This window comes from Pseudomonas sp. Colony2 (assembly GCF_019382755.1).
Taxonomy (GTDB): domain Bacteria; phylum Pseudomonadota; class Gammaproteobacteria; order Pseudomonadales; family Pseudomonadaceae; genus Aquipseudomonas.
Window position 1 is genome coordinate 1,849,782 of the sequence record NZ_CP080030.1, and the last position, 15,181, is coordinate 1,864,962.

General features: G+C 61.8%; 11 protein-coding genes. 6 read left to right on the forward strand and 5 right to left on the reverse strand.

The window, feature by feature from the left end; genetic code table 11:
* Positions 1-12 precede the first annotated feature (12 nt).
* Positions 13-2,754: an aconitate hydratase AcnA gene (gene acnA, locus JV201_RS07935; RefSeq protein ID WP_219406713.1), complete on the reverse strand. Its 2,742-nt coding sequence runs from the start codon at positions 2,752-2,754 to the stop codon at positions 13-15.
* Between the two features lie 191 nt (positions 2,755-2,945).
* Here acnA and rlmM point away from each other — a divergent pair, with 191 nt between their 5' ends.
* Entirely contained in the window at positions 2,946-4,019 is a 1,074-nt protein-coding gene (gene rlmM, locus JV201_RS07940) for a 23S rRNA (cytidine(2498)-2'-O)-methyltransferase RlmM (protein ID WP_003219000.1), read from the forward strand.
* A gap of 108 nt (positions 4,020-4,127) precedes the next feature.
* Complete coding sequence (gene tusA / locus JV201_RS07945) at positions 4,128-4,379, forward strand: sulfurtransferase TusA (RefSeq protein WP_003218998.1); 252 nt, start codon at positions 4,128-4,130, stop codon at positions 4,377-4,379.
* Here the strand turns inward: tusA and JV201_RS07950 are convergent.
* Complete coding sequence (locus JV201_RS07950; protein ID WP_032899660.1) at positions 4,376-5,764, reverse strand: MATE family efflux transporter; 1,389 nt, start codon at positions 5,762-5,764, stop codon at positions 4,376-4,378. The two genes, tusA and JV201_RS07950, sit on opposite strands and share 4 nt — an antisense overlap.
* A 327-nt stretch (positions 5,765-6,091) precedes the next feature.
* Here JV201_RS07950 and pdxB point away from each other — a divergent pair, with 327 nt between their 5' ends.
* Complete coding sequence (gene pdxB / locus JV201_RS07955) at positions 6,092-7,234, forward strand: 4-phosphoerythronate dehydrogenase PdxB (RefSeq protein WP_087694847.1); 1,143 nt, start codon at positions 6,092-6,094, stop codon at positions 7,232-7,234.
* 51 nt (positions 7,235-7,285) lie between these two features.
* On the opposite strand, the gene JV201_RS07960 is transcribed toward pdxB, so the two are convergent.
* On the reverse strand, positions 7,286-7,459 hold the full coding sequence (locus JV201_RS07960; protein WP_003218992.1) for a PA1571 family protein: 174 nt from the start codon (positions 7,457-7,459) through the stop codon (positions 7,286-7,288).
* 216 nt (positions 7,460-7,675) lie between these two features.
* Between JV201_RS07960 and JV201_RS07965 the strand changes: the two genes are divergently transcribed.
* Complete coding sequence (locus JV201_RS07965) at positions 7,676-9,484, forward strand: ABC transporter transmembrane domain-containing protein (protein ID WP_219406714.1); 1,809 nt, start codon at positions 7,676-7,678, stop codon at positions 9,482-9,484.
* A 62-nt stretch (positions 9,485-9,546) separates the two neighbouring features.
* Here the strand turns inward: JV201_RS07965 and JV201_RS07970 are convergent, their stop codons facing one another.
* The gene (locus JV201_RS07970) at positions 9,547-11,475 is read right to left on the reverse strand and encodes a transglycosylase SLT domain-containing protein (RefSeq protein ID WP_008437594.1); all 1,929 of its coding nucleotides are present in this window, start codon (positions 11,473-11,475) and stop codon (positions 9,547-9,549) included.
* Positions 11,476-11,687: 212 nt separating this feature from the next.
* Here JV201_RS07970 and JV201_RS07975 point away from each other — a divergent pair, with 212 nt between their 5' ends.
* Positions 11,688-13,607 carry an ATP-binding cassette domain-containing protein gene (locus tag JV201_RS07975; protein WP_003218986.1) on the forward strand — a complete coding sequence of 640 codons (1,920 nt, stop codon included), beginning with the start codon at positions 11,688-11,690 and terminating at the stop codon, positions 13,605-13,607.
* 198 nt (positions 13,608-13,805) lie between these two features.
* Here JV201_RS07975 and JV201_RS07980 read toward each other — a convergent pair whose 3' ends face one another.
* Positions 13,806-14,243 carry a universal stress protein gene (locus tag JV201_RS07980; protein WP_003218985.1) on the reverse strand — a complete coding sequence of 146 codons (438 nt, stop codon included), beginning with the start codon at positions 14,241-14,243 and terminating at the stop codon, positions 13,806-13,808.
* A 104-nt stretch (positions 14,244-14,347) separates the two neighbouring features.
* Between JV201_RS07980 and JV201_RS07985 the strand changes: the two genes are divergently transcribed.
* On the forward strand, positions 14,348-14,785 hold the full coding sequence (locus JV201_RS07985) for a hypothetical protein (RefSeq protein ID WP_003218981.1): 438 nt from the start codon (positions 14,348-14,350) through the stop codon (positions 14,783-14,785).
* Positions 14,786-15,181 lie beyond the last annotated feature (396 nt).

Consider the following 15,181-nt stretch of genomic DNA (forward strand, 5'->3'; position numbering starts at 1 on the left):
AGCGCGTGTCAGTTACGAGGCAATCAGCTGCCGCAACACGTAGTGCAGGATCCCGCCGGCCTTGAAGTATTCGACCTCATTGAGGGTGTCGATGCGGCACAGCACTTCGACCTTCTCGCTGCTGCCATCCTCACGGGTGATCACCAGCGTCAGGTTCATGCGTGGCTCGATCTCGGCGTTGGTCAGCCCGAGGATGTCGATCTTCTCCTTGCCGGTCAGCTTGAGTGCCTTGCGGTTCTGGTCCAGCTTGAACTGCAGGGGCAGCACGCCCATGCCCACCAGGTTGGAGCGGTGAATCCGCTCGAAACTCTCGGCAATCACCGCCTTTACCCCCAGCAGGTTGGTGCCCTTGGCCGCCCAGTCACGGCTTGAGCCGGTGCCGTATTCCTGGCCGGCGATCACCACCAGCGGGGTGCCCGAGGCCTGGTATTTCATGGCGGCGTCATAGATCGGCATTTTCTCGCCGGTAGGGATGTAGATCGTATTGCCGCCTTCCTCACCGCCGAGCATTTCGTTGCGGATGCGGATGTTGGCGAAGGTGCCGCGCATCATCACTTCATGGTTGCCGCGGCGCGAGCCGTAGGAGTTGAAGTCCCGCGGTTCGACGCCTTGCTCGCGCAGGTATTTGCCGGCCGGGCTGTCGGTCTTGATGTTACCGGCGGGAGAGATGTGGTCGGTGGTCACCGAATCCCCCAACAGTGCCAGCACGTTGGCGCCCTTGACGTCTTCGATCACCGGCAGCGGGCCGCCAATGTCGTCGAAGAAGGGTGGATGCTGGATGTAGGTGGAATCTTTCTGCCACACGTAGGTCGCGGCCTGCGGCACTTCAATGGCTTGCCACTGTTCGTCGCCGGCAAACACCTCGGCGTATTCCTTGTGGAACATCCCGGTGCTGACTTGGGCGACGGCGTCGGCAATTTCCTTGCTGCTGGGCCAGATGTCCCGCAGGTACACAGGTTTTCCGTCAGAGCCGGTGCCCAGTGGTTCGCTGCTGATGTCCATGCGCACGGTGCCGGCCAGGGCATAGGCCACCACGAGGGGCGGGGAGGCCAGCCAGTTGGTTTTCACCAATGGGTGCACCCGGCCTTCGAAGTTACGGTTGCCCGAGAGCACCGAGGCCACGGCCAGGTCGGCTTTCTGGATGGCTTTTTCGATCGGCTCGGGCAGCGGCCCGGAGTTGCCGATACAGGTGGTGCAGCCATAACCCACCAGGTCGAAGCCCAGCTTGTCGAGGTAGTGGGTCAAGCCTGCCGCTTTGTAGTAATCAGTCACGACTTTGGAGCCCGGCGCCAGGGAGGTTTTCACCCAGGGCTTGCTCTTCAGTCCTTTCTCCACGGCCTTTTTCGCCACCAGGCCCGCCGCCATCATCACGCTCGGGTTGGAGGTGTTGGTGCAGGAGGTAATGGCCGCGATCACCACCGCGCCGTTTTTCAAGCGATAGGTCTGGCCTTTGAAGTCGTAGTCGGCTTCACCGATCAGGTCGGCGTTGCCCACCGCAACACCGCCGCCGCCTTCGCTTTCCAGGCGGCCTTCTTCCTTGTTGGTGGGCTTGAATTGCAGGTCGAGGAAGTCGCTGAAGGCTTGGCCGACGTTCGGCAGGGAAACGCGGTCTTGCGGACGTTTTGGCCCCGCGAGGCTGGCTTCGACGCTGCCCATGTCCAGCGCCAGGCTGTCAGTGAAGATGGGCTCCTGACCGGCGTTGCGCCATAGGCCCTGGGCCTTGGTGTACGCCTCTACCAGCTTGACGGTTTCCGCAGGACGGCCTGACAGGCGCAGGTAGTCCAGAGTCACGTCGTCCACCGGGAAGAAGCCGCAAGTGGCGCCGTATTCCGGGGCCATGTTGGCGATGGTGGCGCGGTCTGCCAGGGGCAGGTCAGCCAGGCCATCACCATAGAATTCGACGAATTTCCCGACCACGCCTTTTTTGCGCAACATCTGGGTGACGGTCAGCACCAGGTCGGTGGCGGTGATGCCTTCTTTCAGCTTGCCGGTGAGCTTGAAGCCGATCACTTCCGGGATCAGCATCGACACCGGCTGCCCGAGCATCGCGGCTTCCGCTTCGATCCCGCCCACTCCCCAGCCCAATACGCCGAGGCCGTTGATCATGGTGGTGTGGGAGTCGGTGCCTACCAATGTGTCGGGGAAGGCGTAGGTGCGGCCGTCTTCATCCTTGGTCCACACGGTGCGGCCGAGGTATTCCAGGTTGACCTGGTGGCAGATGCCGGTGCCCGGTGGCACTACGCTGAAGTTGTCGAAGGCGCTCTGGCCCCAGCGCAGGAAGGCGTAGCGTTCGCCGTTGCGCTGCATTTCGATGTCGACGTTTTCCTGGAAGGCGCCGGTGGTGGCGAACTTGTCGACCATCACCGAGTGGTCGATCACCAGGTCCACCGGTGACAGCGGGTTGATGCGTTGCGGGTCACCGCCGGCCTTGGCCACGGCGGCGCGCATGGCGGCCAGGTCGACCACGGCGGGCACGCCGGTAAAGTCTTGCATCAGCACACGGGCGGGGCGGTATTGGATCTCGCGGTCGGAGCGGCGCTCCTTGAGCCAGGCGGCAATGGCCTTGAGGTCGGCGCCGGTGACGGTCTTTTCGTCCTCCCAGCGCAGCAGGTTTTCCAGCAGCACCTTGAGGGACATCGGCAGCTTGTCCAGATCACCCAGGCTCTTGGCGGCTTCGGGCAGGCTGAAGTAGTGATAGGTCTTGTCGTCGATCTGTAAGGTTTTAAGGGTTCTCAGACTATCAAGGGATGACATTACATGACTCCTTATGGTCCGCACGGCTACGGACCTGACGGGACGAACAGAGCTTACAAATTAGCCCTGTTTTAAGTAGCTGGCTAATTACTGGACTCTATCAATAAGTCCAAGGTTCCGAACTCGGCTATCATGCGCGCGTTTTCATGACAGGCATTGCGCTATAGCAAGCCCGTGATCCAGGAGAGTTGATGAACACCCTTTTTATGCACTGCCGCCCGGGTTTTGAAGGCGAAGTCTGTTCCGAGATCGCGGAACACGCCGCACGCCTGAACGTTTCGGGCTATGCCAAGGCCAAGACCGGCAGCGCCTGCGCCGAATTTGTCTGCACCGAAGAAGACGGCGCCCAGCGCCTGATGCGCGGCCAACGCTTTGCCGAGCTGATCTTCCCGAGGCAGTGGGCGCGCGGGGTGTTCATCGACTTGCCGGAAACCGACCGTATCAGCGTGATCCTCGCGCACCTGCGGGATTTCCCGGTGTGCGGCAGCCTGTGGCTGGAAATGGTCGACACCAATGACGGCAAGGAGCTGTCGAACTTCTGCAAGAAATTCGAAGTTCACTTGCGCAAGGCGCTGATGGCCGCCGGCAAACTGGTGGAAGACGCCAGCAAGCCGCGCCTGCTGTTGACCTTCAAGAGCGGCCGCGAAGTGTTCATGGGCCTGGCCGAGTCGAACAACTCGGCCATGTGGCCGATGGGCATCCCGCGCCTCAAATTCCCGCGGGACGCGCCAAGCCGCTCGACCTTGAAGCTGGAAGAGGCCTGGCACCACTTTATCCCCCGAGACCAGTGGGACGAGCGCCTGCACAGCGACATGACCGGCGTCGACCTCGGCGCAGCGCCTGGCGGCTGGACCTGGCAACTGGTCAACCGCGGCATGCTGGTGACCGCCATCGACAACGGCCCGATGGCCGAAAGCCTGATGGACACCGGGCTGGTGCAGCACTTGATGGCCGACGGCTTTATCTACACCCCCAAGCAGCCGGTGGACTGGATGGTCTGCGACATCGTCGAAAAACCGGCGCGCAATGCGGCCCTGTTGGAAACCTGGATTGGCGAGGGACACTGCCGCGAAGCGGTGGTCAACCTGAAGTTGCCGATGAAGCAGCGTTATGCCGAAGTGAAGCGCCTGCTTGAACGCATCGCGGAAGGCTTCAAGGAACGTGGCATCCGGGTGGAGATCGGCTGCAAGCAGCTGTACCACGACCGTGAAGAAGTGACCTGCCATTTGCGCCGGTTGGATGTGAAGAAGCCAAAGGCCCGGTAAACGCTGCTCAATGTAGGAGCGAGCTTGCTCGCGAAAAAACCGAGGGCGCCGCTGGCTACCTGGCGCCCCGCGTTACCGTTAAAATGCCGGCCTGTTTAGGAGTAAACCATGAGCCTGACCCCTGATTTACCCGTCGATGCCGTCCTCGACGCCACCGGCCTCAACTGCCCGGAGCCAGTGATGATGCTGCACCAGCACATCCGCGACCTGGCGCCCGGTGGCTTGCTCAAGGTGATCGCGACCGATCCGTCGACCCGTCGCGACATCCCCAAGTTCTGCGTGTTTCTCGACCATGAACTGGTGGACCAGCAGGAGCAGGCCGGTACCTACCTATACTGGATCCGCAAGAAATCGGCTTAAGCCCGGCGAATCCGCTTGCGTGCGCTGCGCACCAGGCGGATCACCAACATCGCCGCGGCACAGCTCAGGCCCACGATCAGCCCCTGCCACAAGCCGCTCGGGCCGCGGGCGTCGCCCAGCCACTCGGTCAGCCCCAGCGCGTAGCCCACCGGCAAGCCCACGCCCCAATACGCAAACAGCGTCAGCACCATGGTCACCCGAGTATCCTGGTAACCACGTAGTGCGCCGGCGGCCGTGACCTGGATCGCGTCCGAGAACTGAAACAGCGCCGCAAACACAATCAGCATCGCCGCCACTTGGATCACCAGCGGATCCTGGGTGTAGATGGTGGCGATCTGTTCGCGAAACAGCAGCATCAGGCTGCAGGACAGGCAGGCATACACCAGCGCGGTGCCCATTCCGACACCTGCGGCAAAGCGCGCCTCACGGGGTTCTCCTCGGCCCAGAGCCTGGCCCACGCGCACGGTGACCGCCATGCTCAGGGAATAGGGAATCATGAACACCAGCGAACTGAAGTTCAGCGCGATCTGGTGTCCGGCCACCACCGTGGCACCGAGGCTGCCGATCAGCAGAGCGATCACCGCAAAAATGCTCGACTCGGCAAACACCGCGATCCCGATGGGCAAGCCAATGCTCAACACACGCTTGATCACCGACCATTGCGGCCAGTCAAAGCGCTTGAACAGCTCGCTGCTCTGATACACCGGTGCCCAGCGGGTCCAGGCGGCCAGGCCAAGCATCATCACCCACATCACGATCGCCGTGGCCCAGCCGCAACCGATGCCGCCCATGGCCGGCACGCCGAAGTGGCCGTAGATGAACACATAGTTCAGCGGAATATTCAGCGCCAGCCCGCACAGGCCCATGACCATGCTCGGCCGCGTTCGCCCCAGCCCGTCGCTGAAGCAGCGCAGCACGTAATACAACGCAATGGCCGGCATACCCGAAGCGATGCCGTGCAGGTAGCCCATGCAGGGCTTGATCAACTCGGGATCGACCTTCATCAGGTGCAGGATCGGTTCGGCGCTGATCAGCAATAGCAGCGCGGTAATTCCCACCACCAGTGCCAGCCACATCGACTGGCGCACCAGCGGGCCGATTTCACCGTGGGTGCCGGCACCAAAGCGCTGGGCGACTTTCGGCGTGGTGGCCAATAGGGTGCCGGTCATCAGCAGGTACACCGGGATCCAGATGGAGTTGCCCAGGGCAACCGCCGCCAGGTCTCGGGAGCTGACACGCCCGGCCATCACGGCATCGACGAACCCCATGGCGGTGGTCGCCAGTTGCCCGATCATGATCGGCAGCGCCAGGGCCAGCAGGTTGCGCACTTCAAGGCTGACGCGGGCGGGGCGAGAAAGGGCGGTGGTGGTTGTGGCAGTGTTCACGTACAGATGTCCGATAGGGGGAGCGCAGGACGGCGCATTCTACGCCTTGACGTGTTGGTCAGGAAAAAACCTGTGTTGTGGATTTGTAAACACATCCCCGCGCAAATGCAGCGTTTTGTGGCGAGGGCGCTTGCTGTGGTGAGGGAGCTTGCTGTGGCGAGGGAGCTTGCTCCCGCTGGGCTGCGCAGCAGCCCCAGAACGGGCAACCGATGTGTACCTGAAAAAACACGGTGCTGCATTTGGGAGCGCTGCGCACTCCAGCGGGAGCAAGCTCCCTCGCCACAAGGAAAACCGCTGTACACTGCTGATCCGCGAAAGGAGCCTGCCATGCTGATTGTTGCCGACGAAAATATCCCGCTGCTCGATGCATTCTTCGAAGGATTTGGCGAGATTCGCCGGGTTCCGGGCCGGTCCATTGACCGCGCGACGATCGAGCAGGCCGATGTGCTGCTGGTGCGTTCAGTGACCAACGTCAACCGGGCCTTGCTCGAAGGCACGCCGGTGCGGTTTGTCGGCACCTGCACCATCGGCACTGATCACCTCGACCTCGATTACTTCCAGCGCGCCGGCATCCAGTGGTCCAGCGCCCCCGGCTGCAATGCCCGTGGCGTGGTCGACTATGTACTGGGCAGCCTGCTGACCCTGGCCGAGATCGAAGGCGCCGACCTGGCCCAGCGCACCTACGGTGTGGTGGGTGCCGGTGAGGTCGGCGGGCGTCTGGTCAAGGTGCTCAAGGCGTTGGGCTGGAACGTGCTGGTGTGCGACCCGCCCCGGCAGATCGCCGAGGACGGTGATTACGTCAGCCTGGAGCAGATCGTCGAGCAGTGCGATGTGATCAGTCTGCACACGCCGCTGAACAAATCCGGCAACGGCTCCACCTGGCACTTGTTCGACCGCGAGCGCCTCAACCAGCTCAAGCCCGGTGCCTGGCTGATCAACGCCAGCCGCGGCCCGGTGGTGGACAACGCCGCCCTCAAGGAGGTGCTGCTGGCGCGCGAAGACCTGCAGGCCGTGCTGGATGTGTGGGAAGGCGAGCCGCAGGTGGACGTCGACCTGGCCGACCTGTGTGTGCTGGCCACCCCGCATATCGCCGGCTACAGCCTGGACGGCAAGCAGCGCGGCACGGCGCAGATCTATCAGGCGTTTTGCCGGCATCTTGGTCAGGACCCGACGATTCAATTGAGCGACTTGCTGCCGGAGCCGTGGCTGGCCGAAGTCAGCCTCAATGCCAATACCGATCCGGCCTGGGCCCTGGCGACCCTGTGCCGCAGCGTGTACGACCCGCGCCGTGATGACGCGGATTTCCGCCGCAGCCTGGTAGGCACAGTGGATGAGCAGCGCAAGGCCTTCGACCTATTGCGCAAGCACTACCCCGAGCGGCGTGAGATTGACGGCTTGAAAGTGCGGATCAACGGCGAGTCTGCCGCCTTGTCGAGCATCGTGGCAGCATTGGGCGCACAGGCAATCTGAAGGCATAAAAAACCCGGCCATCAAGGCCGGGTTTAAGAGAGCGTGGGCGAATCAGCCTCGCTTGGCAGGCTTGACCAATTTCTGTTCCAGTTCGGCGCACGCGCTCTGGATCATTTCTTCGGTGATTTGCACTTCGCGGCCCTGAGCGTCGATGTACGAGCAAGGCAACTGCTGCGGTTGGCGGATCACTTGAATTTTGGCGTTGCTGCTGTTTTGCAAGGACATGGCCCGTCTCCTCATCAGGTTGTGTACCTACTTTAAAACCCCCGCGTGACCGCGTTGTTACAACTCCTTGCGCGGCCCGCAGATCGAATGCCCAGTCCAGCAGAAACCGATACAAATTTCCAGCCGGTCCTTAGACCGATAGCCTCTAGGGCCTAGGTTCGGTGAGCATAATTATCCTGACTCATTGTGATTCGCTCAAGTTCCCCCCATGTAGCTATGCAGGTTCCCGTCTCCAACCTTCAGGTGAAACCCTCCATGCTCTCAGCCCGTCAACGCCGCGCGATTCGCCTGGCCAGTCGCTTCGTCGCTCCCTACCGCTGGCAGGCCCTGGGCGCCTTGTTGGCGCTGATCGTCACCGCCGGCATTACCTTGTCCATGGGCCAGGGTATTCGCCTGCTGGTGGACCAGGGGTTCATGACCCAGTCGCCGCACCTGCTCAACCAATCCATCGGTCTGTTCATGATCCTGGTGCTGGGCCTGGCGGTGGGCACCTTTGCGCGATTTTACCTGGTGTCGTGGATCGGCGAGCGGGTGGTGGCGGACATCCGGCGGCAGGTGTTCAACCACTTGATCTACCTGCATCCGGGCTTCTACGAAAACAACCGCAGCTCGGAAATCCAGTCCCGGCTGACCACCGACACCACCTTGCTGCAATCGGTGATCGGCTCCTCGCTGTCGCTGTTCCTGCGCAACGCCTTGATGGTGATCGGCGGGATCGTGCTGCTGTTTGTCACCAACCCCAAGCTCACCAGCATCGTCGTGATAGCGCTGCCACTGGTGCTGGCGCCGATCCTGATCTTCGGCCGCCGGGTGCGCAGCCTGTCGCGCCAGAGCCAGGACCGCATCGCCGATGTCGGCAGCTATGTGTCCGAGACCCTCGGCCAGATCAAGACCGTGCAGGCCTACAACCACCAGGTCCAGGACGAACAGCGCTTCGCGCTGACGGTGGAAGAGGCGTTCACCACCGCCCGCAAACGCATCGTGCAGCGCGCCTGGCTGATTACCCTGGTGATCATGCTGGTGCTGGGCGCCGTGGGCGTGATGCTCTGGGTCGGCGGCATGGACGTGATCGGCGGGCGCATTTCCGGTGGTGAGCTGGCGGCGTTCGTGTTCTACAGCTTGATCGTCGGCAGTGCCGTCGGTACGTTGAGTGAAGTGTTGGGCGAGTTGCAGCGCGCCGCCGGTGCGGCGGAGCGGATTGGCGAATTGCTGCAGTCGAGCAATGAGATCAAGGCGCCCGAAGCCAACGTGATCAAGTTGCCGGAGCGGGTCAGTGGCCGCCTGGAAATCCAGGATTTGCGCTTCTCTTATCCTTCGCGTCCGGATCGTTTTGCCATCGACGGCTTGAGCCTGAGCATCAATGCAGGCGAAACCCTGGCCCTGGTCGGTGCGTCCGGAGCGGGTAAATCGACGATGTTCGATCTGTTGCTGCGTTTCTACGATCCCCAGCAAGGCCGCATCCTGCTTGAAGGCCACCCGCTGACCGAGCTGGATCCGCTGGACCTGCGCCGCTGTTTCGCCCTGGTGTCCCAGAGCCCGGCGCTGTTTTTCGGCAGCGTTGAGGAGAACATCCGCTACGGCAATCCGACGGCCACCTTTGCCCAGGTCGAGGAAGCGGCGCGCATCGCCCATGCCCACGATTTCATTTTGCAAATGCCCGACGGCTACCAGACCCACCTGGGCGACGGGGGCATGGGCCTTTCGGGCGGCCAGCGCCAACGCCTGGCCATCGCCCGGGCCTTGTTGGTGGATGCACCGATCCTGCTGCTGGACGAAGCCACCAGCGCGCTGGACGCCCAGAGCGAACACCTGATCCAGCAGGCGCTGCCGCAGTTGATGGAAGGGCGCACCACCCTGGTCATCGCCCACCGGCTGGCCACCGTGAAGAATGCCGACCGGATTGCCGTGATGGACCAGGGCAAGCTGGTGGCGGTGGGGACGCATCAGCAACTGATCGCCAGCAATCCGCTGTATGCACGGCTGGCGGCGTTGCAGTTCAGTGATGGTGAGTCGACCACCCACTGATTCACCGCCCACAAAAAATGCCCGCATCTCTCAATGCGGGCATTTTTTATGGGACGCGTTACTTACTGATCATCAAAATACCGCTCATGCCAATCCACCAGCGGCTGCGGTGCATTGAGCTTCTGCCCGTAGATCACCGAATAAGACAGCACGTTCTGCACATACTGGCGGGTTTCGTCGAACGGGATGCTTTCCACCCACACATCGAAACTCAGGTGATCGGCGCCGCGCAGCCATTGGCGTACACGGCCCGGGCCGGCGTTGTAGGCGGCGGTGGCGAGCACGCGGTTGCCGTTGAACTGGGCGTGGACCTGGCTCAGGTAGGCGGCGCCGAGCTGGATGTTCTTGTCCGGGTCGAGCACCTGCTGTTGCGAAGCCAGCGGGATGCTGAACTTGCGCGCAGTCTCCTTGGCGGTGCCTGGCATCAGTTGCATCAGGCCGGTGGCACCGACGCCGGAACGCGCGTCGTCCATGAAGGCGCTTTCCTGGCGGGTGATCGCAAATACCCAGCTGGAATGCACGCCGCGGACCTTGGCTTCGCGCACCAGGGTGTCGCGGTGGGCCATCGGGAAGCGGATGTCCAGGTCGTCCCAGTACTGCGCCTGGCTGATGGTGCGGATCGCCGGGAAGTACCACTTCATGTCATAGGCCAGCTTGGCCTGGGCGACCATTTCGTCGCGGTTGAAATGCCGGCTGACGTGGTACCACTCGCGGCGGCCATCAACGATCTGGCCACGGGCGTAGAACTCCAGGGCGCGGCGCACGCCCGGTGTGTTGCGTACCTTGTTCATCAGCGCCTGGCTCATCACCAGTGGCTTGTTGTTCAGTTGGTACGGGGACTGGGAGCGATCCGCCGCCAGGAAACCGTAAAAGTCTCGTTCCTTGGCCAGGCCCTTGTACATCACCAGGGCTTGCGGGTTCTTCGGCTCTGCCAGTTCCAGGCTGCGGGCCTGCCAGTAGCGCCAGCGGTTGGTGGTGGCCAAATCCTGGGGCAGCTTGCGGGTCAACTGGTAGGCGTCTTCCCAGCGGGCCAGGCGCAACAGCAGGCGCAGGCGCCATTCGGAAACGGTGTTGTCCCGCAGTTCCGGATCGTATTTGGTCATCACGTCAAGGGCGCGCGGGTCGTAGCGACGCGCCAGGGTCAGGCCGATTTCCCGGGCGATCGACACTTTTTCGTCACGAGAGAAGTGCATGCTGCTGGCATAACCGTCGAGCAGGGCCATGGCCTTGTCCGGGTCCTGGCGTGCCAGGCGGCGCAGGCCAAGGCCTACGGCATCGGACATGGCTTCGTTGGCCGGCAGGAAGCGCGATGGGTCGCCGAGCATGTCGGGCTTCTGCGCCACGTCCACCATCAGGCGGCCCTGGGCGCCGAGGGTCGGCAGGGTCTTCACCAGGCTGTTGGCCAGCGGATAGTTGCGGGCTTCGGCGGCCAGCTTGGCGCGGTCCCAGATTTTCTGTTCGGTCAGTTGGCCGTCGGCGGCCCACTGGCCAAAGGTGGCATCACAGGCAGCAGGCTGGGATTTACCGGTCAGCCACAGCTTCTCGGTGGTTTTATAGCCTTCGGCTTTTTGGTTGTGGGTCAGCTGGAATTGGCCATGGAGGCAGTCCAGTTCGACGAAATTGAGTTTGGCGTCGTAGTACTTTTCAAAGGTTTGCCAGTCGCCACGGTCGGCCAGCCAGCGCAACCAGCGCAGTTTCATCCAGTTGGCCTGGGGCAGGTCGCCGTTCTTGGCGAGGAATTGTTCGATCTCCTCGTTGCTGGCGGTTTTCAGTCGCGCCGTGAGCTCGTCGTAGGCGAGGTACGGCGTCAACGGGTAGTCGGCCAGGGCCTGGCTGTATTGGAAATACGGGCCGCTGTCGCCTTTGGCGAGGGCTCGTTTGGCTTCATCGTAATATTGACGTTGGGTGGTGAGGTCCACGGCCTGGGCGGATTGAACGGCGGTGGCAGAAAGAAGCAGACAAGATAAAAAGCTGAAAAGGCGACTGCGCATGAGACGTCCGTGCAGAGGAATCTGGACTAGTGCCGACGTCGCCGACACTGATTGCCCCTAGCTTAGCCTTTTGCCCGCAACCGGTGAAAGCTTTGCCGGTCGCTTCGTTCAAGTTCATCTGAAATGTCCAACAGAACGTGTCAGCGGCGAAAATGCCGGCCGCCTCGAGCCCTAAGTCAGGTAGAATGCGCGCCCAGTTTTTGGAGAAGCGTATGACCCTGCTCAAATTCAGCGATGTGTCCCTTGCTTTCGGCGCTATGCCGTTGTTGGACAAGGTGTCCTGGCAGATCGCCCGTGGTGAGCGGGTGTGCATCATCGGCCGCAACGGCACCGGCAAGTCCAGCATGATGAAGCTGGTAAAAGGCGACCAGAAGCCCGATGACGGCTCTGTCTGGCGCGCCCCGGGCCTCAAGATTGGCGAATTGCCGCAAGAATTGCCGGTGGCCGACGGACGGACAGTGTTCGACGTGGTTGCCGAAGGCCTCGACGGCGTGGGCGCACTGCTCGCCGAATACCATCACCTGGCGCAGAACTGCGTCACCGAAGCCGACCTGGACAAGCTGATGCACGTCCAGCAAGACCTCGAAGCCCGCGACGGCTGGCGCTTGCAGCAATTGGTCGACAGCACCCTGAGTCGCCTGCAACTGCCCGCCGACAAGACCCTCGCCGAATTGTCCGGCGGCTGGCGTCGCCGCGTCCTGCTGGCCCAGGCCCTGGTTTCCGAGCCGGATCTGTTGCTGCTCGACGAACCGACCAACCACCTGGACATCGGCGCAATCGCCTGGCTTGAAGAAGCCCTCAAGGATTTCCAGGGCGCCGTGCTGTTCATCACGCACGACCGTTCCTTCCTGCAGAACCTGGCAACCCGCATCCTCGAACTGGACCGTGGCGGCCTGATCGACTGGAACGGCGACTACGCCAGTTTCCTGGTGCACAAGGAAGCCGCGCTGTCTGCGGAAGAAACCGCCAATGCCCTGTTCGATAAGAAGCTGGCCCAGGAAGAAGTCTGGATCCGCCAGGGCATCAAGGCCCGCCGCACCCGTAACGAAGGCCGCGTACGTGCCCTGAAAGCCCTGCGTGTCGAGCGCAGCGAGCGCCGTGAACGCACCGGCAAGGCCAATATCCAGCTGGACACCGCCGACAAGTCGGGCAAGCAAGTGATGGTCCTGGAAAACGTCAGCTTCCATCACCCGGACGGCCCGTTCCTGATCAAGGACTTCTCCATGGTCCTGCAGCGCGGCGACCGTATCGGCCTGCTCGGCGCCAACGGTACCGGCAAGACCACCTTGCTCAAGCTGATGCTCAACGGCCTGCAACCCACCAGCGGTACCGTGGAAGAGGGCACGCGCATCGACGTGGCCTACTTCGACCAGCTGCGCCACCAGTTGGACCTGGAAAAAACCGTGATCGACAACGTCGCCGAAGGTCGCGACTTTATCGACATCGACGGCCAGAGCCGCCACGTGCTGAGCTACCTGGGCGACTTCCTGTTCAGCCCGCAGCGTGCACGTACGCCGGTCAAGGCCTTGTCCGGTGGTGAGCGTGCGCGCCTGCTGCTGGCCAAGTTGTTCAGCAAGCCAGCCAACCTGCTGGTACTCGACGAACCGACCAACGACCTCGACGTGGAAACCCTGGAACTGCTGGAAGAGGTCCTGCTGACCTTCAACGGCACCGTGCTGATGGTCAGTCACGACCGGGCATTCCTCGATAACGTGGTCACCAGCACCCTGGTCTTCGAAGGTGAAGGCAAGGTGCGTGAATACGTCGGTGGTTACCAGGACTGGCTGCGCCAGGGCGGCTCGCCGCGCCTGCTGGGCGTGACCGAGAGCAAGTCCGGCAAGGCTGACTTGACCTCGGCCGTGGTTGCTCCAGTGGCTGCTGCTCCGGCACCAGCCCAGGAAGCACCTGCTGCGAAGAAGAAGCTCAGCTACAAGCTGCAACGTGAGCTGGAAGCACTGCCGGGTGATATCGACGCCAAGGAACAGCAGATTGCTGCCGTTGAAGCTGAAATGGCTGACGCGGGTTTCTACCTGCGTCCGGCTGCAGAAACCGCCAAGGTGATTGCATCCCTCGAGCAGCTTAACAGCGAGCTTGAAGCCCTGGTTGAACGCTGGGCCGAGCTGGATGCCTGAGTGATTCAAGCGCAATAAAAAACCCGGCGCTCATTTGTATGAGCACCGGGTTTTTTGTATGAAACGCGGTTCAGATGTGGGAACGGGCTTGCTCGCGAATGCGGTGTGTCAGTCCATATATTTGTCGACTGATCCACCGCTTTCGCGAGCAAGCCCGCTCCCACACAAGCCCGCTCCCACATTGGATTGCCGTTGGTCTTACGAGCTCTTGACCAGTTTCACGGCCAGCACATCGCAAGGTGCGCCGTGCAGCACGTCATTGGCGGTGGAGCCCAGCAGCAAGGCCAGGCCGTGACGGCCGTGGCTGCCGACCACGATCAGGTCGCAACCTTGCTCCTTGGCCAGGTGGTGGATTTCCTGGCGCGGCTGGCCGTAGGTCAGGTGGCTCTGGTCTTTTTTCAGGGCAGGGTATTTGTTGATCAGCCGGTCAAGGCGTTCCTTGGCCTGGTCGAACTGCTGCTGTTGCAGTTGGGAAAGGTCCATCGGCACATCGCCGCCAAAGGCCATGGCCATCGGTTCGACGATATGCACCAGGGACAGCTTCACCGAGTCGCCTGCAAGGCCTACGGCCCGCTTGATCACGGGGTCGCATTCTTCGGTCAGGTCCACGGCGACCAGAATATGTTCGTAGGGCATGAGGAGTCCTCCAAGGGAAAGCGATAAGTTCAGTATGGCTGGTTTCAAGCGGATGGGGTTGCGTCAGGTCAAATCCGCTCATCAAGAAATTCGGGAGTACACATATGACGGTCTGGATAGTGGTGTCAATCCTTGCGCTGGTTTTAAGCCCCCTGGCGTGGCTGCGTCCTTCGCGCCATTCGAGCGGGCGCATGGCTTTGCGCATGGAGGCGCGGCGCATTGGCCTGGCCATGCAACTGACGCCCCAGGAATGGCCGCACTGGCTCAAGCACGAGCCGCCAAGCCCGTGTGCCCAGTATCACCGGCCACGGCGTGGCACCACGCGGGTGACCTGGAGTTACTGGCAGTTGGAGCCAGGGGTTTGGGTCAATCAGTGGCAGGAAACCTGCGTCGATGAAAAGTTGTTGCCACATTTTGCGACGCTGCCGGCGAACGTCTACAAAGTCGAAGCCGACAAGCAAATGATCACCTTGTACTGGGGCGAGAAGGGCGAGTTGAGCGTGTTGCAGGACATTGACGCGGTGCTCAAGGCGCTGGCCTGAGATTCCTGCGGGCATTAAAAAGCCCGAAAGCATCATCGGGCTGGAGTTGGCCAGGCAGGCCGGTAATTCGTTTTACGTGCCGCTAGCCTAGCCGCATATTCGGTTCTGTACAGCCCTTTAAATCAAAATTCACATTATTGATTTCGCGAATGATTAAACATTGGCGGGGCGATGCCGGCTGCCCCGGGTTCTGAAATGACTGAAAAGTCGCGTTTTTGCGGCCCTTTCGAGCGATTGACAATTCTTCGGATTTGGCTGAAGGTGACGTACCCAAATCAAACGGGCGTATGAATTGAGCGTTTGTCTTTCAGACCGTTCGTACAGAATCCCGACTATCGCGTTGGCGGGTGTGCCTGGCAAATTGGCGTTAGCATCGACGGTAACGTCAGTGCCTAC

Coding starts and splice junctions, on each gene's coding strand:
- acnA (WP_219406713.1), bottom strand. CDS start 2,754: ATGTCATCCCTTGATAGTCTGAGAACCCTTAAAACCTTACAGATCGAC.
- rlmM (WP_003219000.1), top strand. CDS start 2,946: ATGAACACCCTTTTTATGCACTGCCGCCCGGGTTTTGAAGGCGAAGTC.
- tusA (WP_003218998.1), top strand. CDS start 4,128: ATGAGCCTGACCCCTGATTTACCCGTCGATGCCGTCCTCGACGCCACC.
- pdxB (WP_087694847.1), top strand. CDS start 6,092: ATGCTGATTGTTGCCGACGAAAATATCCCGCTGCTCGATGCATTCTTC.
- JV201_RS07960 (WP_003218992.1), bottom strand. CDS start 7,459: ATGTCCTTGCAAAACAGCAGCAACGCCAAAATTCAAGTGATCCGCCAA.
- JV201_RS07965 (WP_219406714.1), top strand. CDS start 7,676: ATGCAGGTTCCCGTCTCCAACCTTCAGGTGAAACCCTCCATGCTCTCA.
- JV201_RS07970 (WP_008437594.1), bottom strand. CDS start 11,475: ATGCGCAGTCGCCTTTTCAGCTTTTTATCTTGTCTGCTTCTTTCTGCC.
- JV201_RS07975 (WP_003218986.1), top strand. CDS start 11,688: ATGACCCTGCTCAAATTCAGCGATGTGTCCCTTGCTTTCGGCGCTATG.
- JV201_RS07980 (WP_003218985.1), bottom strand. CDS start 14,243: ATGCCCTACGAACATATTCTGGTCGCCGTGGACCTGACCGAAGAATGC.
- JV201_RS07985 (WP_003218981.1), top strand. CDS start 14,348: ATGACGGTCTGGATAGTGGTGTCAATCCTTGCGCTGGTTTTAAGCCCC.